Origin of the sequence: Planotetraspora phitsanulokensis, from assembly GCF_016863295.1 — a bacterium.
Taxonomy (GTDB): Bacteria; Actinomycetota; Actinomycetes; order Streptosporangiales; family Streptosporangiaceae; genus Planotetraspora; species Planotetraspora phitsanulokensis.
In genome coordinates this window covers 21,202-41,676 of record NZ_BOOP01000027.1, presented here as the reverse complement: position 1 = coordinate 41,676, position 20,475 = coordinate 21,202, and the positions used below count along the sequence as shown (strand labels likewise).

22 protein-coding genes are annotated in these 20,475 nt (G+C 69.4%); 16 read left to right on the top strand and 6 right to left on the bottom strand.

Annotation, left to right across the window (positions count from 1 at the left end):
- Nucleotides 1-21 precede the first annotated feature (21 nt).
- The 6 genes from Pph01_RS28020 to Pph01_RS27995 all read left to right on the top strand — a co-directional run bounded on the left by Pph01_RS28020 (nucleotide 22) and on the right by Pph01_RS27995 (nucleotide 4,806).
- Nucleotides 22-366: an STAS domain-containing protein gene (locus tag Pph01_RS28020; RefSeq protein ID WP_203888098.1), complete on the top strand. Its 345-nt coding sequence runs from the start codon at nucleotides 22-24 to the stop codon at nucleotides 364-366.
- A gap of 33 nt (nucleotides 367-399) precedes the next feature.
- Nucleotides 400-1,179: an SDR family NAD(P)-dependent oxidoreductase gene (locus Pph01_RS28015; RefSeq protein ID WP_204076159.1), complete on the top strand. Its 780-nt coding sequence runs from the start codon at nucleotides 400-402 to the stop codon at nucleotides 1,177-1,179.
- Between the two features lie 212 nt (nucleotides 1,180-1,391).
- Nucleotides 1,392-2,156 (top strand): crotonase/enoyl-CoA hydratase family protein, encoded by a 765-nt coding sequence (locus tag Pph01_RS28010; protein ID WP_204076158.1) that lies wholly within the window; start codon nucleotides 1,392-1,394, stop codon nucleotides 2,154-2,156.
- 86 nt (nucleotides 2,157-2,242) lie between these two features.
- On the top strand, nucleotides 2,243-2,866 hold the full coding sequence (locus Pph01_RS28005; protein WP_204076157.1) for a rhomboid family intramembrane serine protease: 624 nt from the start codon (nucleotides 2,243-2,245) through the stop codon (nucleotides 2,864-2,866).
- Nucleotides 2,867-3,091: 225 nt separating this feature from the next.
- On the top strand, nucleotides 3,092-3,721 hold the full coding sequence (locus tag Pph01_RS28000) for an RNA polymerase sigma factor (RefSeq protein WP_204076156.1): 630 nt from the start codon (nucleotides 3,092-3,094) through the stop codon (nucleotides 3,719-3,721).
- Nucleotides 3,718-4,806, top strand: coding sequence for a CU044_5270 family protein (locus tag Pph01_RS27995; protein WP_204076155.1), 1,089 nt, complete (start codon nucleotides 3,718-3,720; stop codon nucleotides 4,804-4,806). Before Pph01_RS28000 ends, Pph01_RS27995 begins: the two co-directional genes overlap by 4 nt.
- Before the next feature lie 139 nt (nucleotides 4,807-4,945).
- On the opposite strand, the gene serC is transcribed toward Pph01_RS27995, so the two are convergent.
- Nucleotides 4,946-6,058, bottom strand: coding sequence for a phosphoserine transaminase (gene serC, locus Pph01_RS27990; RefSeq protein WP_204076154.1), 1,113 nt, complete (start codon nucleotides 6,056-6,058; stop codon nucleotides 4,946-4,948).
- 195 nt (nucleotides 6,059-6,253) lie between these two features.
- On the opposite strand from serC, the gene Pph01_RS27985 reads away from it, so the two are divergent.
- Nucleotides 6,254-6,481 carry a hypothetical protein gene (locus tag Pph01_RS27985; RefSeq protein WP_204076153.1) on the top strand — a complete coding sequence of 76 codons (228 nt, stop codon included), beginning with the start codon at nucleotides 6,254-6,256 and terminating at the stop codon, nucleotides 6,479-6,481.
- Nucleotides 6,482-6,568: 87 nt separating this feature from the next.
- Here Pph01_RS27985 and Pph01_RS27980 read toward each other — a convergent pair whose 3' ends face one another.
- Nucleotides 6,569-7,675 carry a citrate synthase 2 gene (locus Pph01_RS27980; protein WP_204076152.1) on the bottom strand — a complete coding sequence of 369 codons (1,107 nt, stop codon included), beginning with the start codon at nucleotides 7,673-7,675 and terminating at the stop codon, nucleotides 6,569-6,571.
- A gap of 169 nt (nucleotides 7,676-7,844) precedes the next feature.
- Here Pph01_RS27980 and pdxH point away from each other — a divergent pair, with 169 nt between their 5' ends.
- The gene (pdxH, locus tag Pph01_RS27975; protein WP_239117063.1) at nucleotides 7,845-8,504 is read left to right on the top strand and encodes a pyridoxamine 5'-phosphate oxidase; all 660 of its coding nucleotides are present in this window, start codon (nucleotides 7,845-7,847) and stop codon (nucleotides 8,502-8,504) included.
- A gap of 62 nt (nucleotides 8,505-8,566) precedes the next feature.
- Here the strand turns inward: pdxH and Pph01_RS27970 are convergent, their stop codons facing one another.
- The gene (locus Pph01_RS27970) at nucleotides 8,567-9,214 is read right to left on the bottom strand and encodes a UdgX family uracil-DNA binding protein (protein WP_239117062.1); all 648 of its coding nucleotides are present in this window, start codon (nucleotides 9,212-9,214) and stop codon (nucleotides 8,567-8,569) included.
- A gap of 77 nt (nucleotides 9,215-9,291) precedes the next feature.
- On the opposite strand from Pph01_RS27970, the gene Pph01_RS27965 reads away from it, so the two are divergent.
- The 4 genes from Pph01_RS27965 (at nucleotide 9,292) to Pph01_RS27950 (ending at nucleotide 13,501) form a co-directional block, all read left to right on the top strand.
- Nucleotides 9,292-10,005, top strand: a complete 714-nt coding sequence (locus Pph01_RS27965; RefSeq protein WP_204076151.1) for an iron-dependent transcriptional repressor DtxR — start codon at nucleotides 9,292-9,294, stop codon at nucleotides 10,003-10,005.
- A 122-nt stretch (nucleotides 10,006-10,127) separates the two neighbouring features.
- A complete protein-coding gene (locus Pph01_RS27960) occupies nucleotides 10,128-12,356 on the top strand; it encodes an ATP-binding SpoIIE family protein phosphatase (RefSeq protein WP_204076150.1) in 2,229 nt (742 codons plus the stop codon).
- Between the two features lie 167 nt (nucleotides 12,357-12,523).
- The gene (locus tag Pph01_RS27955; protein WP_204076149.1) at nucleotides 12,524-13,300 is read left to right on the top strand and encodes an alpha/beta fold hydrolase; all 777 of its coding nucleotides are present in this window, start codon (nucleotides 12,524-12,526) and stop codon (nucleotides 13,298-13,300) included.
- 39 nt (nucleotides 13,301-13,339) lie between these two features.
- A complete protein-coding gene (locus tag Pph01_RS27950; RefSeq protein WP_204076148.1) occupies nucleotides 13,340-13,501 on the top strand; it encodes a hypothetical protein in 162 nt (53 codons plus the stop codon).
- Nucleotides 13,502-13,522: 21 nt separating this feature from the next.
- On the opposite strand, the gene Pph01_RS27945 is transcribed toward Pph01_RS27950, so the two are convergent.
- Together Pph01_RS27945 and Pph01_RS27940 are read right to left on the bottom strand one after the other, a co-directional pair.
- Entirely contained in the window at nucleotides 13,523-14,668 is a 1,146-nt protein-coding gene (locus Pph01_RS27945) for an acyl-CoA dehydrogenase family protein (protein WP_204076147.1), read from the bottom strand.
- 76 nt (nucleotides 14,669-14,744) lie between these two features.
- The gene (locus Pph01_RS27940) at nucleotides 14,745-15,602 is read right to left on the bottom strand and encodes a hypothetical protein (RefSeq protein ID WP_204076146.1); all 858 of its coding nucleotides are present in this window, start codon (nucleotides 15,600-15,602) and stop codon (nucleotides 14,745-14,747) included.
- Nucleotides 15,603-15,810: 208 nt separating this feature from the next.
- On the opposite strand from Pph01_RS27940, the gene Pph01_RS27935 reads away from it, so the two are divergent.
- From Pph01_RS27935 to Pph01_RS27920, 4 genes are all read left to right on the top strand, one after another.
- A complete protein-coding gene (locus tag Pph01_RS27935) occupies nucleotides 15,811-16,611 on the top strand; it encodes a hypothetical protein (protein ID WP_204076145.1) in 801 nt (266 codons plus the stop codon).
- 27 nt (nucleotides 16,612-16,638) lie between these two features.
- The gene (locus Pph01_RS27930) at nucleotides 16,639-17,529 is read left to right on the top strand and encodes a class F sortase (protein WP_204076144.1); all 891 of its coding nucleotides are present in this window, start codon (nucleotides 16,639-16,641) and stop codon (nucleotides 17,527-17,529) included.
- Nucleotides 17,530-17,611: 82 nt separating this feature from the next.
- A complete protein-coding gene (locus Pph01_RS27925) occupies nucleotides 17,612-18,742 on the top strand; it encodes a hypothetical protein (RefSeq protein ID WP_204076143.1) in 1,131 nt (376 codons plus the stop codon).
- A 129-nt stretch (nucleotides 18,743-18,871) separates the two neighbouring features.
- A complete protein-coding gene (locus Pph01_RS27920) occupies nucleotides 18,872-20,017 on the top strand; it encodes an acetyl-CoA C-acetyltransferase (RefSeq protein WP_204076142.1) in 1,146 nt (381 codons plus the stop codon).
- Nucleotides 20,018-20,102: 85 nt separating this feature from the next.
- On the opposite strand, the gene Pph01_RS27915 is transcribed toward Pph01_RS27920, so the two are convergent.
- Nucleotides 20,103-20,255: a hypothetical protein gene (locus Pph01_RS27915; RefSeq protein WP_204076141.1), complete on the bottom strand. Its 153-nt coding sequence runs from the start codon at nucleotides 20,253-20,255 to the stop codon at nucleotides 20,103-20,105.
- Nucleotides 20,256-20,475 lie beyond the last annotated feature (220 nt).

Below are 20,475 nucleotides of genomic sequence, written 5' to 3'. Positions count from 1 at the left end.
CCTCGCGGAGGAGGTTCAACGATGAAGCTGCGACTCGCGCGCCGATCGGCCTCAGGCGCCGTCGTCGTGGCGGTGGAAGGCGAGCTCGATCTGTTCACGGCCCCGTTCCTGCGCGAGGAGGTCCGTGACGCGATCAAGCAGGACGGGCCCACGCTCGTGCTCGACCTCGCCGCCCTGTCGTTCATGGACTCGAGCGGGCTCAGCGTGCTGATCGAGGCCTGGCGCCTGGCCTCGAGCGAGGGCGGCGGCGTCTGCCTGGCCTCACCGCAGGCGCCGGTGGCCCGCATCCTGCGCACCACCGGTCTTGACCGGCGCATCAAGGTCTACCCCGACGTCGACACCGCGATTTTGCGCCATCCCGAGTAGAACTTCATTCGGTTCTCGCGTTAAGGTCCGGCTATGGACCTGAACGGAGCAGCAGTCATCATTTCGGGCGGCGCCAGTGGCCTCGGTGAGGCCACGGCCCGCGAGCTGGCGGGCCTCGGCGCGACCGTCGTCATCGCCGACCTGAACGTGGAGCGCGGCAAGGCGCTCGCCGACGAGTTGGGCGGCGTGTTCGCCCAGACCGACGTGGCGGACGAGGCCTCGGTGCAGGCCGCCGTCGACGCCGCGGTGGCGACGGGCAAGCCGCTGCGCGCGGTGGTCAGCAGCGCCGGCATCGGCTGGGCCTCCAGGACCGTCAACCGGGACGGCTCGCCTCACGACCTCGCCACCTACCGCAAGGTGATCGACGTCAACCTGATCGGCACCTTCAACCTCATGCGCATCGGCGCGGCCGCCATGGCGAAGACCGAGCCCGTCGACGCCGACGGCGCGCGCGGAGTCGTCGTCAACACCGCCTCGGTGGCGGGCATCGAGGGCCAGACCGGCCAGGTGGCGTACTCGGCCTCCAAGGGCGGCATCATCGGCATGACCCTTCCCGCCGCCCGGGACCTGGCGGCGATCGGCGTCCGCGTCCTGACCATCGCCCCCGGCATCATCGACACGCCGATCTACGGCAAGATCGGCGACAAGAACGCCGAGGAGTTCAAGGCCAAGCTCATCGGGCCGGTGGCCTTCCCCAAGCGGCTCGGCCGGGCGTCGGAGTTCGGGCACCTCGTCCGCGCGCTGATCGAGAACGACTACATGAACGGCGAAGTGATCCGCTTCGACGGCGGCATCCGCTTCCAGCCCAAATAGGTTCATGTTGCTCGCCGCATCGCTGATTCCTTCCGGCTCCTCCGTGCGTCGGAGGATGCCCGCCGATGGCCGGGCGCCGTCGGCGGACCAGCGTGATCGCCGTAGCTCGCTGATTCCTTCTGGTTCCTCCGTGCGTCGGAGGATGCCCGCCGATGGCCGGGCGCCGTCGGGAGACCAGCCTGATCGCCGTAAGTCCCGAGTCTGGAGACGTCATGTCTGACGAGGTTCTGCTAGAGGTCGACGGCGGGGTCGCCGTCATCACGATCAACCGGCCGAAGGCCAGGAACGCGGTCAACGGGGCCGTGGCGCGCGGCATCGCGTCGGCCGTCGACGAGCTGGACGAGCGCAAGGACGTCGCCGTCATCGTCCTCACGGGCGCCGGAGGCACGTTCTCCGCCGGCATGGACCTCAAGGGGTTCCTGACCGGCGACTTCCCCGTCGTCGAGGGACGCGGTTTCGGCGGCCTCACCGAGGCGCCTCCGCGCAAGCCCGTCATCGCCGCGGTCGAGGGCTACGCGCTCGCCGGCGGTTTCGAGCTGGCCCTGGCCTGCGACATCGTCGTCGCCTCCGAGGCGGCCACGTTCGGCCTGCCCGAGCCCAAGCGCGGGCTGGTGGCGGGCGCCGGCGGGATCATGCGGCTCCCGCGCCGCATCCCGTACCACGTCGCCATGGAGATCGCCCTGACGGGCGACCACTATCCGGCGTCCCGGCTCTACGAGCTGGGGCTGGTCAACCGGCTCACGCCGGAAGGCGAGGCGCTGAGCGGCGCACGCGAGCTCGCCGCCACGATCGCGGCCAACGCGCCGCTCGCCCTGGCGGCGACCAAGCGGGTGATCGTCGAGTCGGCGGACTGGTCGAACGAGGAGATGTTCAAGAAGCAGGGCGCGATCATCAGCCCCGTCTTCAGCTCCAAGGACGCGATGGAGGGCGCCGCGGCCTTCGCCGAGAAGCGGCCCCCCGCCTGGACGGGCGAATAGGCGAAACCGCCCGGTCCCCGCGTGAATGATCAGGCGGGGACCGGGCAGTTTCCCCACTCGTGCGCAGAACTCATTACGGTGAAGCCATGAGCGATTCCGGAAGCGGCTTTCCCCCGTCCGGCGAGTCGATGAAGGACCGTTCGGCGCGGCTTCTCAACGGGGCGCTCGGCAGCGCGATCGTGATGATCGTGATGCTGTCCGTCATGTGGGGCCTGGAGGTCCTCGACTACATCCAGAACGGGCGGCTCGACCACTACGGGATCATCGCGCACGACCCGGACGGGCTGCCGGGGATCCTCTTCGCCCCGTTCCTGCACGCCGGTTTCGCCCATCTGATGGCGAACTCGGTGCCGCTGCTCATCCTCGGCTTCCTCGCGGCGATCCGGGGGATCAGCCGGTTCCTCACCGCCAGTCTCGTGATCATCCTGGTCAGCGGTGCGGGTGTGTGGCTCACCAGCCCGCCGAACACGCTGACCGTCGGGGCCAGTGGCCTCGTGTTCGGGTATTTCGGTTATGTGGTGGGGCGAGGTCTGTTCGACCGCCGGGCCCTGGACATCGTCCTCGGCGTGATCGTCGCGGTGCTCTACTACTCGATACTGTGGGGCGCTCTGCCGAACCAGCCGGGCATCTCCTGGCAGGGCCACCTCTTCGGCCTCATCGGAGGCATCGTCGCCGCCTGGTTCCTGCGCCGCCGCCGCGGCGTCGTCTGACCGAGACACGCCTGGCCGTACGGCCGGGCGGGGAGCGCACCAGCCTGTCGGTTCCGTCCCTGCTCAGGGTTAGTGTGGGACGTCTTCTGGAGCGGTGCGAGGTGGTCCTCCCGCACCCCGCCGCCCTCGATCGATGCGTGATCGCCCGTGGGGTCCTCGATGAGGCACAGCTCCGGTGTGAGCGATGTCATAGGAACCGGCGGTGCGCGGTTGGCAGAACTAGATATGGATCCTGGGTTCCGTGCCCGTGTTCGGGCGGGTGACGAGGCCGCTTTCGTAGTCCTGTTCAGGGAGCACGGGACGGCGGTGTACAACCACTGCTTCCGGCTCACCGGCGACTGGTCGGTGGCCGAGGACTGCGCCTCACTTGTGTTCCTGGAAGCGTGGCGCTTACGGGAGAAGGTCGAGCCGGAGGGCTCGGGCCTGTTGCCCTGGCTGCTGGGGATCGCCACGAACGTGGTGCACCGGCGTCGCCGGGTGGCCCGCCGCCACCGGGCGCTGATGGAGCGGATGCCGGCCCCTGAGCTTCTGCCGGACTTCGCCGACGAGGTGGTGGGCCGCCTGGAGGACCAGGAAAGGATCGCCGCTGTACACCAGGTCCTGGAGCGCCTGCCTCAGGCCGATCGTGACGTGCTGGCTCTGTGCGCGTGGGCGGGGCTCGACTACGCCGCCGCTGCTCAGGCACTGGGAGTCCCTGTCGGCACGGTCCGCTCCCGCCTGTCACGGGCTCGCCGCCGCCTGGAGAAGTTCGCCGAGAAGAATCTTCGCCAGAACAGGGAACCCTCGCCCGCAGGCTGGCAGCTAACAGGTGACCGCGACAGTGCGGTCCGGCCTGATGAAGGGAAGCACCGATGACGCAAGGTCCAGACGACGACCTGCGGGCGCTGCGCCGGATGTTGCCGGTGCCCGCCGAACGGGACTTTCCGCCCGGCCGAGGACACCAGCGTGAGGAACACCTGATGACCAGCTTGTTGCAGACGGGGGAAAGCGCCACCGCGAACGAACCGGCCGGAGGCGGGAGGCCGCCCCGGAGGTTCCGCCGACGGGGACTGGCACTGGCCGGAACCGTCGCGATGGTCGGAGCGCTCACCGTCGGCGTGACCCTGGCGATGCCCGGGACCGGCCCCGCCCCCACCCCCGCCGCCGCCGCCGTGGCCACGCCCAAGTTGCTGACCTACGTCCAGGACGCTCCGGCCCAGGACGCCCCCGAGATCCTGAACGGGCTTGCCGACACCGCCGCCCGGCAGCCGGACACGGCCGTCGCGGGTACCGAGCACCTCAAGACTCGGGGCTGGTACCTCAACAGCAGCGTCAAGGACGGCAAGACCACCTCCGCCGTGGTCCCCACCGAACGGGAGACGTGGACCGCCCCCGACGGTTCCGCACACTCCGTCAGGCGCGCCGGCGCACCGGAATTCCCCACGACGAAGGCCCTCGACCACTGGAAGAAGCAGGGCTGGTCCACGAAGCCAGGCAGGCCCGAGGTGAGCGACACACCGGCCGGAGCCGACAGCCGGATGTGGAAAGACCGGCCCCCGACCGACCCCGAGGCCCTGAAGACCTGGCTCGAGCAGGGACATCCGGCGGACAACGGACCGGCCGAGACACTGGTCGCCATCACCGACCTGGTCGGGGAGCGGGTCCTCAGCGCTCCGGAGCGAGCCGCGGTCCTGCGCGTGCTGGCCACGGTTCCCGGCCTTCAGTACGAGGGCACGACCACTGACCGGGCCGGCCGTACCGGCAAGGCGTTCTCCCTGGACAGCGACCACGGCGGCCTTCCGAACCGGAAGACCCTGATCGTCGACCCGGCCGACGGGCGCATCGTCGACGACGAGGAGACGCTCACCGAGAGCGCGGGCAGACTGGGCGTGCCGATCCCGTCGGTCATCTCCTACACCGTCTACCTCGAAGCCGACACCCGGCCCGCTCCCAAGCGGTAGACGGCCGGCCGCACTCCTATCCGGTTCGCGAGGCCGCGCCTCGTTCAGGCGCGGCCCACGCGTGTGATTCCAGGCGGACGCCCCAGAAGGGCCGTACCGCGGGGCCTGAGCCGGGCCGTACGGCGGGACGGGAGCGGAACTAGAGCCGCTCGACCACGTAGTCGACGCAGACGGTCAGCGCCTCGATGTCGGCCGGGTCGATGGCCGGGAACATCGCGATGCGCAGCTGGTTGCGTCCCAGCTTGCGGTAGGGCTCGGTGTCGACGATGCCGTTGGCCCGGAGGATCTTGGCGACCGCAGCGGCGTCCACCGAGTCGTCGAAGTCGATCGTGCCGACCACGTTGGAGCGCTGCGCCGGGTCGGCGACGAACGGCGTGGTGTACGACGTCTTGTCGGCCCAGGTGTACAGCCGGGAGGCGGAGTCGGCCGTGCGGGCCGTCGTCCAGGCCAGGCCGCCCTGGGAGTTCATCCAGTCGAGCTGCTCGGCGAGCAGGAAGAGCGTCGCGACCGCGGGGGTGTTGTAGGTCTGGTCCTTGACCGAGTTGTCGATCGCCGTCGGCAGGCTGAAGAACTCGGGAACGAACCGGCCGCTGTCCGCGATCTCCGACACCCGGGCCAGCGCCTTGGGCGAGAAGAGGGCGAGCCAGAGGCCGCCGTCGGAGGCGAAGCTCTTCTGCGGAGCGAAGTAGTAGACGTCGAACTCCTCGGCGGAGACCGGAAGGCCGCCCGCGCCGCTCGTGGCGTCGACCAGCACCAGGGAGTCGTCCTCGACGACCCGCTTGATCGGCATCGCGACGCCGGTCGAGGTCTCGTTGTGGGTGAGCGCGTAGACGTCCACGCCCTCCTCGGCCACGGCGACCGGGTGGGCGCCCGCATCGGCCTTGATCACGGTCGGCTCGCCCAGCCACGGGGCCTTCTTGGCCACCGTCGCGAACTTGGACGAGAACTCGCCGAAGGCGAGGTGCTGGGACCTTTCCCGGATGAGGCCGAAGGCGGCGATGTCCCAGAACGCCGTGGTGCCGCCGTTGCCGAGCACGACCTCGTACCCCTCGGGCAGGGAGAACAGGTCCGACAGCCCGGCGCGCACTCGGCCGACGAGGTTCTTGACGGGCTTTTGCCGGTGGGACGTGCCCATCACGCTCGCGCCGGCTCCGGCGAGCGCCGCCAGCTGCTCGGGGCGCACCTTCGAGGGCCCGCAGCCGAAACGGCCGTCAGCGGGTTTGATGTCAGCGGGAATCACGATGTCAGCCACCTAACCAAGGGTAGTTAGCCTGGCCCGCGGTCGTTCGACGGGTCCGCGATGTGAGAAATACGCGATCTATAGGCGATGCGGCGGTCCGGATGCGAATCTGATCCTCTCCACTGGGACACACCCTCGGATCCGCTCCCAGAGAGGCGTCTCCGTCCTGCGAGGAGCGGCCCGACGTCCTATTACTGCGCGGGGCGGATGCCGGAGTTCCTCGGCTTCCTCAGGGCGCTGGAGGGCGAGTCCTGCGGGCCGTGGGCGGTGAAGGTCATCGCGGGCGCCGTCAAGGTGGTCGCCGACCACGCGGGCGAGATCAGGGACCTCAGAAGGGTGCGGGTCTACTACGCGGCGCTCGCGACACGGGAGATGTGGCACGGACAGCCCCACGCCGTCCACGGCGTTCGTCTACGGCCCGCTCCGCGCACCTGACCGACGCGCCGGCTGACATGGGCTCCGAACGACGATGGCCCGCTCGTGAGGAGCGGGCCATCGGTCATGCGGGGGAGGCGCCTTGGGTCAGACCCTGCCGACCACGTCGGCGGCGCCGGAGACGTCGTGGACCGAGCGCTGCGGCGGTCCGACGTAGGTGGCGCTGGGGCGGACCAGCCTGCCCGTGCGCTTCTGCTCGAGGATGTGCGCGGCCCAGCCGGCCGTGCGCGCGCAGGTGAACATGGACGTGAACATGTGCGAGGGAACCTCGGCGAAGTCGAGGATGATCGCCGCCCAGAACTCGACGTTGGTCGCCAGGACCCGGTCGGGCTTGCGAGCGTGCAGCTCCTCCAGCGCGGCCGTCTCCAGCGCGGCCGCCACCTCGTAGCGCGGCGCGTTCAGTTCCTTGGCGGTACGGCGGAGCACCCGGGCGCGGGGGTCCTCGGCGCGATAGACCCGGTGGCCGAAGCCCATGAGCCGCTCGCCCTTGTCCAGCTGGCTCTGGACGTACTGCTTGGCGTCACCCATCTGCTCGACGCCTTCAATCATGTGGAGCACCCGGGCGGGAGCGCCGCCGTGCAGCGGGCCGGACATCGCGCCGACAGCGCCCGACAGCGCCGCGGCCACGTCGGCGCCGGTGGAGGCGATCACCCGCGCGGTGAACGTCGAGGCGTTCATCCCGTGCTCGGCGGCCGAGGTCCAGTAGGCGTCGATGGCCTTGACGTGCCTGGGGTCGGGCTCGCCGCGCCAGCGGACCATGAACCGCTCGACGATGCTCTCCGCCTCGTCCACGCGCTTCTGGGGGACCATGGGAAGGCCCAGGCCGCGAGCGGACTGGGCGACGAACGAAAGGGCGGTGACGGAGGCCCTGGCGAGATCGTCGCGGGCCTGGTCGTCGTCGATGTCGAGGAGCGGGCGGAAGCCGAAGGCGGGAGCGAGCATGGCCAGCGCGCTCTGCACATCGACACGGATGTCGCCCGAGTGGACGGGAACGGGGTACGGCTCCGCCGGGGGGAGGCCCGGCTGGAATTCGTTGTCGACGAGCAGGCCCCAGACATGTCCGTAAGAGACATGGCCGACGAGCTCTTCGATGTCGACGCCCCGATAGCGCAGGGCGCCCCCTTCTTTGTCCGGTTCCGCGATCTCGGTCTCGAACGCCACCACGCCCTCGAGACCGGGTTTGAAGTCGGACATTCTCGGCTGCCTCTCTCTTGTGAAGTCCAAAGCCTTGATGTCGAGATACCGGCGGGTCAATTTAACCCTCAGGGCGTCACTGGTCTGCCCCCGGTCCCTCTCAAACGCCGTTGTCCCAGGTAGGGGGTGCTGCGTTCGACACCAGCCAAGCGCGCAACAATATCGTTCCGTGGACAGCGCATCGCAACTCCCCGGTCTCCGGCGTAGCTACGAAGGCCAGCCGCTGCTCGAAGCCGACCTCTCGGACGATCCCCTCGTGCAGTTCACTCTGTGGTTCGCGGACGCCGTCGCCGCAGGCCTTCCCGAGCCGAACGCGATGATCCTCGCCACCGCCTCGTCGGGGGGCCGGCCCTCGGCGCGGACGGTCCTCCTCAAGGGGTTCGACGAGCGGGGCTTCACCTTCTTCACCAACTACGAGTCCCGCAAGGGCCGGGACCTGGCCGAGAACCCGCGTGCCTGCCTTCTGTTCCCGTGGCATCCGATCCGGCGTCAGGTGCGCGTCGAAGGCCGGTCCGTACGGCTTTCGCGGGAGGAGACCGCCGCCTATTTCAACAGCCGCCCGTACGGCTCCCGCATCGGCGCGTGGGCGTCGCGGCAGTCGGCCGTCGTCCGGTCGCGCGAGGAGCTCGACGCCCGCTACCGCGAGCTCGCGGAACGCTGGCCCACCGATCCTCCGGTCCCGGATTTCTGGGGCGGTTACCGGGTGCTGCCCTCCGAGATCGAGTTCTGGCAGGGGCAGACCGACCGCATGCACGACCGCATCCGTTACCGCCTCAACGGGGGCACCGGCCCGAACGCAGTCTGGCTGCGCGAGCGATTGGCCCCTTGAGAGCGATCGGCCCCTTGAGGGAGTGTCCGCCACAAAACATGATTTTCCCGGTATGTCCCCAGTTACGACAAGCCATCGGGCGGACGGGACCGCGTCGGCGGCCCGAGCGCCGCGGCGGCCTTGAGATCCTCAAGGAAGCCCTCGTAGGCCTCGTCCTGGTCCGGGGCGCGGAGGATTGCCGACGGATGGATGGTGGCGACGTAGAACGCGCCCTCGCGCCGAGGGACGGGACGGCCGCGCTCCCTGGTGACCCGGAATCCAGGCCCGAGCAGGGCGCGGGCCGCCGTGGCGCCGAGGACCACCGTCACAACCGGATCCACGAGACGCATCTCGGCATCGAGCCACGGCCGGCAGGCGTCGATCTCCGCAGCCGACGGTCTCTGATGGATCCTCCGCTTGCCCCGCAGCTCGAACTTGAAATGTTTGACCGCATTCGTCACATAAACGGATTCACGATCGATCCCGGCTTCGGCGAGGCCCTTGTCGAGGATGCGCCCCGCCGGTCCGACGAATGGCGCTCCCTGGCGGTCCTCCTGATCACCAGGCTGTTCGCCCACGAGCATGTATGTGGCGTGGGTCATGCCCGCCCCGAACACCGTCTGCGTGGCGTTCCTGTACAAATCACAGCCCTCGCAGGAGCGAGCCGCCTCCCTCAGCGCCGGCAGGCTGAGCCGGGCCGGAAGGAATCGTCCTGCTCCGATGTTTGTCACCCTAGGATCGCTTCCCAGACACAGTCGGCTGCGAACGCCTCGGGAGGTCGTAGCATCGATACAGAACTGGAGGAACCGTGACGGCACATGGCCTGATCGACACGACGGAGATGTATCTCCGCACGATCTTCGAGTTGGAAGAAGAGGGAATCGTCCCGCTGCGGGCGCGTATCGCGGAACGGTTGACGCAGAGCGGGCCCACGGTGAGCCAGACGGTCGCGCGGATGGAGCGTGACGGCCTGGTCAAGGTCGAGGGCGACCGCCACCTGAGCCTGACCGATCTCGGCCGCAAACTCGCCATCAGGGTCATGCGCAAACACCGCCTGGCCGAGTGCCTGCTGATCCAGGTGATCGGGCTCCCGTGGGAAGAGGTCCACGTCGAGGCCTGCCGCTGGGAGCACGTGATGTCGGAGTCTGTCGAGACCCGGCTCCTCCAACTGCTCGATCATCCGACCGTCTGCCCGCACGGCAACCCCATCCCCGGTCTCAGCGAACTCGGTGAACTCGGCGCCGCACAGTCCGGTTTGACCAAGGATGAGGCCATGTCTCCCATGGCAGATCTCGCAGGTCCGGCGATGGTTCCGGTTGTCGTTCGCCGAATTAGCGAACAAGTGCAAAGCGATCCCGCCCTGATGCTTAAACTCAAGCAAGTTGGGATACAACCCGGACGCGAGGTGACGCTCGCGGCTAGCGACGACGGTGTGCGGGTGACAGGGGACTGCGATGCGGACAGCACTTCCGCGGAACTTCCGCGTGATGTCGCGTCGCATGTTTTTGTCACCAGACGATGACGGAAAGAGTCGAGACTGGTTGAATCCCCATCGGGAGCCCCTCCTCTCCCGCGACACCCCACCCCCCCAGGAGCGCCCGTGGCCGGCATGACAGACGTCGCACTCCCTAGGGTGGTGCTGGGATGAAGCGTTGGGGGGATCTCACGCAGGACACCGCGGACCACCTGACCGCGGCCTCCGTCCTGGACCAGGCGGAGATGGCGGTGGTGGTCACCGACCGTTTCAGCAACGTCCTCTACTGGAACCCCTTCGCCGAGCGGCTGTTCGGCACACCCGGCGCCTCCTCCGGCCGGGAGTCCCTTCTGTCCCTCGGCATCATGAAGAAGGATCACCCGCTCGCCGCAGAGCTCGCCAAGCACGTGCTGCGCGGCGGCGTCTGGGAGGGGACCTTCGACGTCGTCCGTGCCGACGGCACGATGATCTACGTACGCGCGCAGGCCGTGCCGCTGCGGCACGGGTCGGGATCCGTCACCGGGATCGTGATCACCGCGCGTGAGGCGATGCGGAGCAACGAGCGGGAGAAGGACCGTTTCGGTCTGCTGGAACGTATCGGCGAGCGGCTCGCGGGCTCGCTCTACGTCGAGGAGACGCTCAACCGGGTCGCCGAGATGCTGGTCCCCCAGTTCGCCGATCACTGCTTCATCGAGCTGATGGAGAACGACCGGCTCATCCGCAAGGTCTCCACCCACGTCAACGGCTGGTCGCCGCCCGCCGGCACGTGGAAGCCGGTCGGCGAGGAGATCAAGTATCCGCCCGGCCACTACGCGGAGACGGCGCAGACGCGCCAGGAGACCATCCTGGTCGAGGACTTCTCCCAGGTCAGTTACCCCTCTCCCAGCGAGGGCGCGGCGCGGATCTGCGGCGAGGTCGGGATGACCTCCGCGATCGTGGCGCCCCTGTGCGCCCGCGGCGAGACGCTCGGCCTCATGTACCTCGGCCTGTCCAACCTCACCGACCGGCGCTCGCCGCACTACGACGCCTTCGACCGCGACTTTGTGGGCGCGATCGCGACCCGGGTCGCGGTGGCCGTGGACAACGCGCTGCTGTTCGAGGAGGAGCGGCACACGGCCGAGTCGTTCCAGAAGCATCTGCTGCCGCGTGAGCTTCCCGCGCTGGACGGGCTGGAGATCGCCGTCCGCTACTTCCCCGCGGCGCCGCTGGCCTCGCACGGCCAGGGCATCCAGACCCAGGTCGGCGGCGACTGGTACGACGTGATCCCGCTGTCGGCCGGCCGCGTCGGCATCGTGATCGGCGACGTGGAGGGCAGGGGAGCCAAGGCCGCCGCGGTCATGGGCCAGCTCCGGGCCGCGTTGCGCGCGTTCGCGCAGGACGACAAGCCGCCGGCGGACATCCTCGCCCGGCTCGACGAGTGGACGAGGGTCGTCGCCCATCCCGAGCGTGACGACTTCGGCGCCGACATCACCAACCCTCCGCTCGTGACCTGCCAGTACCTCGTGTACGACGCGTGGTCGCGCCAGCTGTCGTTCGCCAACGCCGGCCACGCGCCACCGCTGCTGATCGTCGACGGCAACGTCGCCGAGCTCGACATCACGGAGGTCGGCCAGCCGCTCGGCGTCCGCGCCAAGGGCGTCCACGCCGACCTGGTCTACAAGGAGGAGACGCGGACGCTCCCGCCGGGCGCGACGCTGCTGCTCTACACCGACGGGCTCGTCGACCGGCGGCCCATGCGGGGCTCCGAGACCCCCTCGCTCAGCGATGACGAGGCGCTGCGGATCCTGTCCGAGAAGGTCGCCAAGCTCTCCGGTGAGCCCGTCGAGCGGATAGCCGAGGCCGCAACCTCGGCCGTTCCCGGCGAGATCGACGACGACATGGCGATCCTGGTCGTCCGGTCGGTCGCGATGGAGCTCGAGGTCGAGGAGCGCACGTTCCCCGCTCAGCCGATCATGGTGAGCGAGGCACGCCGGATGGCGTCCGAGGCGTTCGCCGACTGGCAGGTTCCGGACGAGCGGGCCGACCTCGCCTGCCTGCTCGTGTCCGAGGTCGTCACCAACGTCGTGCTCCACGCCGCCAGCGCGAGCATCCCCCGCAGGGAACTGGTGCTGGACGGGCCGCCGCTGCCCTTCGACGAGTCCTGGGAGGTCCCGGGCTTCGAGGAGGAGATCGCCGCGGGGGACAAGGAGTTCACTCTCCGCCTGCGCCGCGGCAGGGACTCGATCTGGGTCGAGGTCTTCGACCAGGATCTCCGCCTGCCCCGTATCCGCAGCGCGGGGGAGAACGACGAGGGCGGGCGTGGTCTCTACCTGGTCGACCAGTTGGCCAAGCGCTGGGGCTCCCGTCCCACCCGTGAGGGCAAGGCCGTCTGGTTCGAGATCCCCATCGGCGGCCGCTGAGCCGGTCGGCGGCGCCTGGGCTCGTGATCCGGGCGCGGAGCATGTCACTCCGGATGGGCCCAGTCGGGGCGGGTTTACGTCATCGCAGGTCATCGTGCCTGTACAGGATGTCTTTCCCGGCGTCCGCCTACTGGTTCCGCGCTGCCATCGGTGCTTGACTCGCAGGTATGGAGCTTGCCTACGACCGGCGCGGCAGCGGATCTCCGCTGGTGTTGCTCCACGGCCTCGGGCATCACCGGCAGGGATGGCAGCCGGTTCTCGAGTTGCTGGCGGAGCGGCACGACGTGATCGCGGTCGACTTCCCCGGCTTCGGGGAGTCGCCGCCGTTGCCCCCGGGCCTGCCGTACACCACGGAGACGCTCGGCACGGCGGTCGAGGAGTTCTGGACCTGGCTCGGGGTGAAGGACCCGCACGTCGCCGGCAACTCGCTCGGCGGGTACATCGCGTTGGACATGGCCTCCCGTGGGGTGGTCTGCACGGCCGCCGCCCTGTCTCCCGCCGGGTTCTGGTCGCGGACCGAGCACCTGTACGCGCGGACGGCCCTGCGCCTGCTGCGCGCCTCGGCGTCGGCGACCCGGGGTGAGGCCGCCGCCGCGCTGGCCTCCACGAAGGCGGGCAGGACGGTCGCGCTGGGGTTGCTGATGGCCAGGCCGTCAAAGGTCCCCGCCGACGCGATACGCGCGGCCGTCGAGGCTCTGGGCGGATGCGTGGGCTTCGAGGACACCCTCGACGCGTGTGCCTGGATGGGGCCGCCTCCGCCGCCCAAGGTGCCGATCACCATCGCCTGGGGCGAGCACGACCGTCTGCTGCCGCGCCGCCAGGCGGTCCGGGCGGCGCGGTGGGCGCAGGAGCGCGTCGTGTTGCTCTCGGGGTGCGGTCACCTGCCGATGAGCGACGATCCCGCCCTCGTGGCGCGCGTCATCCTCGATAGCAGTCGCGACTAGCGTCCGCACGGACGGAGGAACCGACGCATACTGATCGGCATGGACTCCGGACTCATCCTTCTGGTCTTCCTGGCGTTCCTGTTCGCCTGGTTGTTGAACAAGGTGCGGAAGTTCTTCCGGTTGAGCCAGGTGGCCTACGCGGGCGTGATGATCGTCTTCGTGCTCGTCATGCTGGCCATATGGGGCCAGCAGTTCCGCTGAGCGGGAGCCGTACGGGCCGGTCTAGAAGCCGAACGACCTGCCGATGATCTCCTTCATGATCTCCGTCGTGCCCCCGTAGATCGTCTGGACGCGGCTGTCCAGCCATGCCTTGGCCACCGGGTACTCCAGCATGTAGCCGTAGCCGCCGTGCAACTGGAGGCAGCGGTCGATGACCTTCGTCTGCAGTTCCGTGGTCCACCACTTCGCCTTGGCCGCGTCCACGGCGGTGAGCTCTCCGGCGTTCAGGGCGACGATGCACTTGTCCACGTAGTGGCGGGCGATCTCGACCTCGGTGGCCAGCTCGGCCAGCAGGAACCTCGTGTTCTGGAACTGGCCGATGTTCTTGCCGAAGGCCTTGCGGTTCCTGCAGTACTCGATGGTCGTCTCGAGGACGGACTCGGCGGCGGCCACCCCGCCGACCGCGATGGACAGGCGCTCCTGCGGGAGGTTGTGCATCAGCTGGACGAAGCCCTGGCCGTCCTCGTCGCCGAGCCGGTTGGCGACGGGTACGCGGACGTTCTCGAAGAACAACTCGGCGGTGTCCTGGGCGTGCATGCCGATCTTCTCGAGGTTCCGCCCCCTGCTGAAGCCCTCCATCCCACGCTCGACGACGAGCAGCGTGGTGCCCCGCGCGCCCGCCGCCGGGTCGGTCTTGGCCACGACCACCACGAGGTCGGAGTTGATGCCGTTCGTGATGAACGTCTTCTGCCCGTTCACCACGTAGTGGTCGCCCTCGCGCAGGGCCGTGGTCCTGATGCCCTGCAGGTCGCTTCCGGCCCCGGGCTCGGTCATGGCGATGGCCGTGATCAGCTCTCCTGACGCGAAACCGGGCAACCAGCGCTGCTTCTGCTCGTCATTCGTCAGATCCACGAAATAGGGCGCCATGACGTCGTTGTGCAGAGAGAAGCCCAGGCCGGTCGCGCCGATGCGGGTGATCTCCTCCAGCACGACCGCGTTGTAGCGGAAGTCGGTGATGCCGGCCCCGCCGAACTCCTCGGGCACGGAGAAGCCGAACATCCCCAGCTCGCCCGCCTTCTTCCAGACCTCGCGGGGGACGATGCCGTCCTTCTCCCACTGGGCGTGGTGCGGGACGACTTCGCGCGTCAGGAACTCACGAACGGTCTCGCGGAAGAGCAGGTGCTCCTCGTCGAAGAGGTCTCGCCGCATCGGTACGCCTTCCGGCTCGGGGTGTCATTCCGTCACCAGAATACGATTCTGTTACCGGCGGGTCGATTGCCCGTCGTCACTCCCTGCCGATGGTGATCACGTCCTCGGCGCGGCTCGGCGAGCCCGGCTCGTCCTCGCGGTCAGGCATGCGCGCGCCGTCCGAGAAGTCGTCGTCATCCGAGGCCGCGCCGTCCTGGGGGCCGGAGTCCGCCGGGTGGCCAGGCCGTACCCGTGCCCGGACCAGGCGCTGGGCGAGCAGCGTCGCGCCGATGGCCAGTACGGCTGTGACGGCCACCGGCAGGTACGGCGGGGTGTCGTCGCCGTCGGTGGCCACGGTCGCCTTGGGAGACGCGGGTGCCGCCGGAGCGGCCGCGGGTTCGGGCTGCGCGACTGCCGCTGGTGCGGCGGTGGCGGGTGGAGCGGGCGGCTGCGACGAGGTGACCTCGCCGTCCCAGGGGAAGCCCGGAGGCTTGATCGTTCCCCAGTAGTCCACGATCCCGATCCCGAGGCTCATCGGAGCCTTCGGAGGGGCCGGGGTCAGCCCGCCCGGGACGTCCAGAGTTCCGATCTCGTACGGCAGGAACATTCCCTGGATGCCCTGGAGCCGCCATTGACCGTCCGGAATCTTGATGGTCACCGCGTAGTGGGCCGGCTCGGGGAGAGGCGTGCCGGTGAAGTTCAGAGTCGTTCCGCCCGACGTGCTGGTCAGGCGCAGACCGGTCGAGCCGAGGTCTTCCCCGGCGATGTCGAACGGATGGGTCCCGTGCTGGAGGACCCAGTATCCGATCGTGTACGCCTTGTTGGCCACGAGCTTGTCGGGAAGCGGATCGAGCTCGGTCGTCGCCCAGCCCCCCGCCCGGGTCTCCGCGTGAACGGGAAGAGCTGTGGCGAAGGCCATCGCCAGCGCGCCGAGTGCCACCAATAGTCGTCTCATCTGAGCACCTCCGGTGTTGATACACCCGGGCCCTCTCGAAGGTTCCACGGACACGGAGGCCGAATTGACCTGATCATGAGGAAATGCGGGTCGGATTTGCCGTGGGGGGCGGCGATTCGGACGCGCAGTACATAGGATCTCTACCGAGTCATGACCGTACGGTGAAATCCCGGTGCGGCTGTCGGAGCGCTGGATGGGAGACGGGTCAGTGCGGAGATCACAGGCACGACGTCGAACGGTCATCGGGGCGTCCGCGGCCGGAGTGGTCGGCGCCGTGGTCCTCGTCGGCGGTCTGTCCGCGATCGGCGCCAGCGCCGACACCAGGACCGTGGCCTATGTCTGCCTTCCGTCGGCCCCGGCGACCGCGACGGCCTCGCCCGATCTCACCGCCGCGCTGAGCGGGCCGGCCAGTGCCACGCCCTCCGAGGCGGTGACGCTCACCTGGACGAACCAGCAGCCTTCCGGCGCCGACGAGATCATCACGGCGCCCACCGAGATCGCCACCACGGACCGCATCGTCATCGTCGGAGACCTCGTGGTCTCCGGGCCGGGCTCCAGCGCGAAGAAGACGATCCAGGCGACCGCCACGGGCACGCCGGACCAGGGGATCCCGAGCGGATCCCCCGTCCCGTTGCCGACGCTGACGGCGGTGATCACGCCGACCGCGACCGGCACGGTCGGGGTCAAGGCCGACGCGTTCACCCTGAAGGTGGGCCCGGCCGACGGCACGCCCGAGACCTGGTACGACTGCTCGCTGTCGACGACCGCCGCGGCGAACACCAGCCCCGCGTCCCTGTCGATCAAGGTCAGCCCGCGGACGACCCGGACCGTCTACGAGACGGTCACCGCCCAGGTGAGCCAGACGCCGGAAGGCGGAGCCGCCACGGGCGGCGGCGCCGACGCGGGGCCTGACGGGCGCGTCTTCATCCTCACGGGCTCGGCTCTCGTTCTGGCCGCCGCGGGCGGCGGGCTCATGCTGCGCACCCGCCGCCGTGCCGTACGGCACTAGCGGCACACGGCGGCGGAAACGCGGATCATGAGCGGGTCGCAGGAAGGGCCCCAGGGGAGCCCGGCAGAGCACTCGGGGCCTTCGGCGGATTCGTGGTCGACGGCCGATCGTCCGACCCCGGTCTACGGCCCGCCGCCGCAGTTCTTCCAGCCCGTCATCCTGCCCCCGCAGGATCCCTGGCCCGGGCCCGACGGGGCGTCGAGCGGCGGTTCGGCCGTGCGCGGGGCGCTCATCCTCGCCGCCGTGGCAGGCGTGGTGACCATCGTCTTCGGGCTCGTGCTCATTCTGAGGTCTCCCGAGGAGTACGAGTCTCCGGCTCGGTCCGCGCTCAAGGTGCAGGCGCTGGCTCCGACGGTGGGGCCCGGGGGGTCGGGTCCGCTGAGCCAGGCGGACGCGACCGCGCCGCCGCCTCGCCCGGCCGAGCCCGCGGTCCCGCCGATGCAGCCGTCGACGCCGAAGCGGCTGATCATTCCGAGGCTGGGCGTCAACGCTCCCGTCGAGTCGGTCGGCACGGACAAGCACGGCGCCATCGAGACGCCGTCGATCAACGACTCCAACCTCGTGGGCTGGTACCGGGGAGGTCCCACCGCGGGGGAGGCCGGACCCGCCGTGATGCTCGGGCACAAGGACACCACCACGCGGTCGGCCGTCTTCACCCGTCTCCACGAGATCCGCAACGGCGACAAGATCGAGGTGGTCCGTCTCGACGGGACCACGGCGATCTTCACGGTGGGCGGTGTGGAGCAGGCGAACAAGCAGACCTTCCCCACCGACCGGGTGTACGGGCCGAGGGACGACGCGGAGTTGCGACTCATCACGTGCGGCGGCACATATAACCAGACGACTGGTCATTACGTGGATAACATCATCGTTTATGCGTTGATGACCGGCACGCGCCCTGCTGCGGGGAAGTCCTGAGCGCTGGCCGGTTCCGGTAAGGGCCCGTGGGACACGATTCCCGGGGGCTATCGTCTCTTCGAATCTTCACGAGGAGGGCCCTGTGGGCTGGTTGACGAATCTGATGCTTCCGGGCCGGTTGCGTACGGGACCTACGGCGCTGCTGCCCGAACGGCCGGATCCCAAGACCTTGCTGGCGATCGCCCAGCTGGCCGATCCGGACGCACGTTTCGACGGTGACGACATCGTGGTGGGCGGATCGCGGATCCTCGCCGCGGCCGAGCTGGACGGCGAGATCCTGGGCAAGCTCGGCGTGACGGGCGAGGAGCGGCTGTGGGCCTGCCGCCTGTCCGCCGAAGGCCCGCTGCCGATGGACTATTTCGACAAGAGCCTGTCCGAGGGCGTCGCCTACCGCCTCGGCGGATGGTCCCTGTGCCGGGGGGAGCCGACCGACCTCGCCGGGAGTGACCTGCGCGCCGTCCGCGTCTACCTGCCTGCCGCGCCGTCTCCCGAGGAGGTCGTGGCGCTGCTCGGCGAGGTGATCCGCCCGGTCGACTCGGTGGACGCCGACAGGTGGCCCGACGGTGAGCTGTCCGAGGGCGTCGTCCACGTCACGGTGGACGGCGGGGCGGTGACCGACGTCTACGCGGGCGCCGACATGATGCTCACGATCGAGGAGAGCAACAGGATCCCGCCCGCCGCCAAGGCGCACTGGCCGTACCTGACGGAGATCGTGATCGTGCGGCTGTCCGCGGTCGACGCCCAGGCGCCGGTGTCGTCCGGTGACGAGACGGCGGACGCCGGGGAGGCCGAGCCGGACACCGGAACCGAGAGCGTGGCCGAGGCCGAGGCCCCGACCGAGTCCGGATCCGGATCCGAGGTCACGGCCACTGCCCAGGCCGACGCCGCCGAGACCGGAGACGCCGAGCCTCAGGACGCCGAGACCGGCGGCGACGCGGACGACACCGCCGCGGCCGACGACGTCGCGGACGGAATCGCTGCCGCCGAGGCCGACAGCAGCGCCGGCGCCGACGACGAGGATGATGCCGACAGCGCCGACGACAGGGCCGGCGACAGCGCCGAGGATGACGTCGACGACACGGCGCTGGTCGAGCGGGCCGCCGTGGCGCTCGTCCTCGCGAACCGCCTTCAGGGAATCGCCACCGACCAGGGCGGATTCCAGCTCGTCGAGGCGGAGGACGTCCTTCCGGGGCGGTACGCCGTTCACCAGTGACTCACGTGCGCGGCCAGCCCAAACCATGCTTATCCAACCGAAACCTGGTGGAGTCAGACACCCGTCGATGATGGTTCTGAGGTAACCTCTCAGTAACCGAACAATGCTCGGTTTCTTCTGGAGGGCACTGTGGCAGAGGCGTACATCGTCGGGGCGGTCCGGACCCCGGTCGGCAAGAAGAAGGGCGGGCTCTCCACCGTCCACCCCACGGATCTGGCCGCGCACACGCTCTCGGCACTCGTCGAGCGCACCGGCGTCGACCCCTCCGCGGTTGAAGACGTGATCATGGGCTGCGTCATGCAGGTGGGTCCGCAGTCGATGGACATCGCCCGCAACGCCTGGCTGAGCGCCGGCCTCCCGGAGAACGTCGCCGGCGTCACCATCGACAGGCAGTGCGGCTCCTCACAGCAGGCGATCCACTTCGCGGCCCAGGGCGTGCTGTCCGGCACGCAGGACCTCGTCGTGGCCGCAGGCGTCGAGTCGATGTCGATCGTCCCGATGGGGGCGAGCATCACGATGGCGCTGGAGAAGGGCATGCCGTTCCCCTTCGGCGACAAGTGGGTCGAGCGTTACGGCAAGCAGGAGATCAGCCAGTTCCGCGGCGCGGAGTTGATGGCCGACAAGTGGGACCTGAGCCGCGAGCAACTGGACCAGTACGCCTACGAAAGCCACCAGCGGGCCGCCAAGGCCGTCGCGAACGGCTACTTCAAGGAGCAGATCGCGCCGCTCAACGGGGTCGAGGACGACGAGGGCCCCCGGCCGGACTCGACGCTGGAGAAGTTGGCCGAGCTCAAGACCCTCCGTCCCGACGGGAAGATCACCGCGGCGACCTCGTCGCAGATCTCGGACGGCTCCGGCGCCCTGCTGATCGCCTCCGAGCAGGCGGTCCGCGACCACGGTCTGACCCCGCGCGCCCGGATCGTCACGTTGGCGCTCACGGGTGACGACCCCGTCTACATGCTCACCGCGCCCATCCCGGCGACCCGCAAGGCCCTGAGCAAGGCCGGGCTGAGCATCGACGAGATCGACGTCATCGAGATCAACGAGGCGTTCGCCCCGGTGCCTCTCGCATGGCTCAAGGAGATCGGCGCGGACCCCGCGCGGACGAACCCGAACGGCGGCGCGATCGCCCTCGGGCACCCGCTCGGCGGCACCGGCGCGATCCTGATGACCAAGCTTCTGCATGAGCTCGAGCGCACCGGCGGCCGTTACGGCCTGCAGACCATGTGCGAGGGCGGCGGACAGGCGAACGTCACCATCATCGAGCGCCTCTGATCTCCATACGGCTGTAGCGTGGCCGTGTCCCAGTCGTGAAGGGCACCCAGGTCGGCGGGTGCCCTTCACTCATTTCACGGGTGGATCACTTCGACCGCGGCAGCCGGCGCGGCTGCCGCATCGGGCGGACGGGCTGCCGGGGCGGCAGCGCGCGAGCGGGCGCCGGCGGCCGGCCACGCTGCGGCTGAGATGGGCTCGGCAGGTTCTTGGCCTGCTTGCCGGACGGTCGGATAGGCATGTGGGATCTCCTCGGACGTCGAGAACGCGGCACCGAGGTGCCGTTCACTCAGCTGCCGCGTCAAGAAGGACAGGGCCAGAGAGCTGAGTCGCGCGTGATCAGCCGACTCGGGCTGATCAGCGGTCGCGGTGCGAAATCCACATGGGTCAGACCGTAACAAGCCCACCGGTCGCCACCAACTGGTTTTTCCGTACGGCCATGCGCGCCCTGCGGCCGCCCC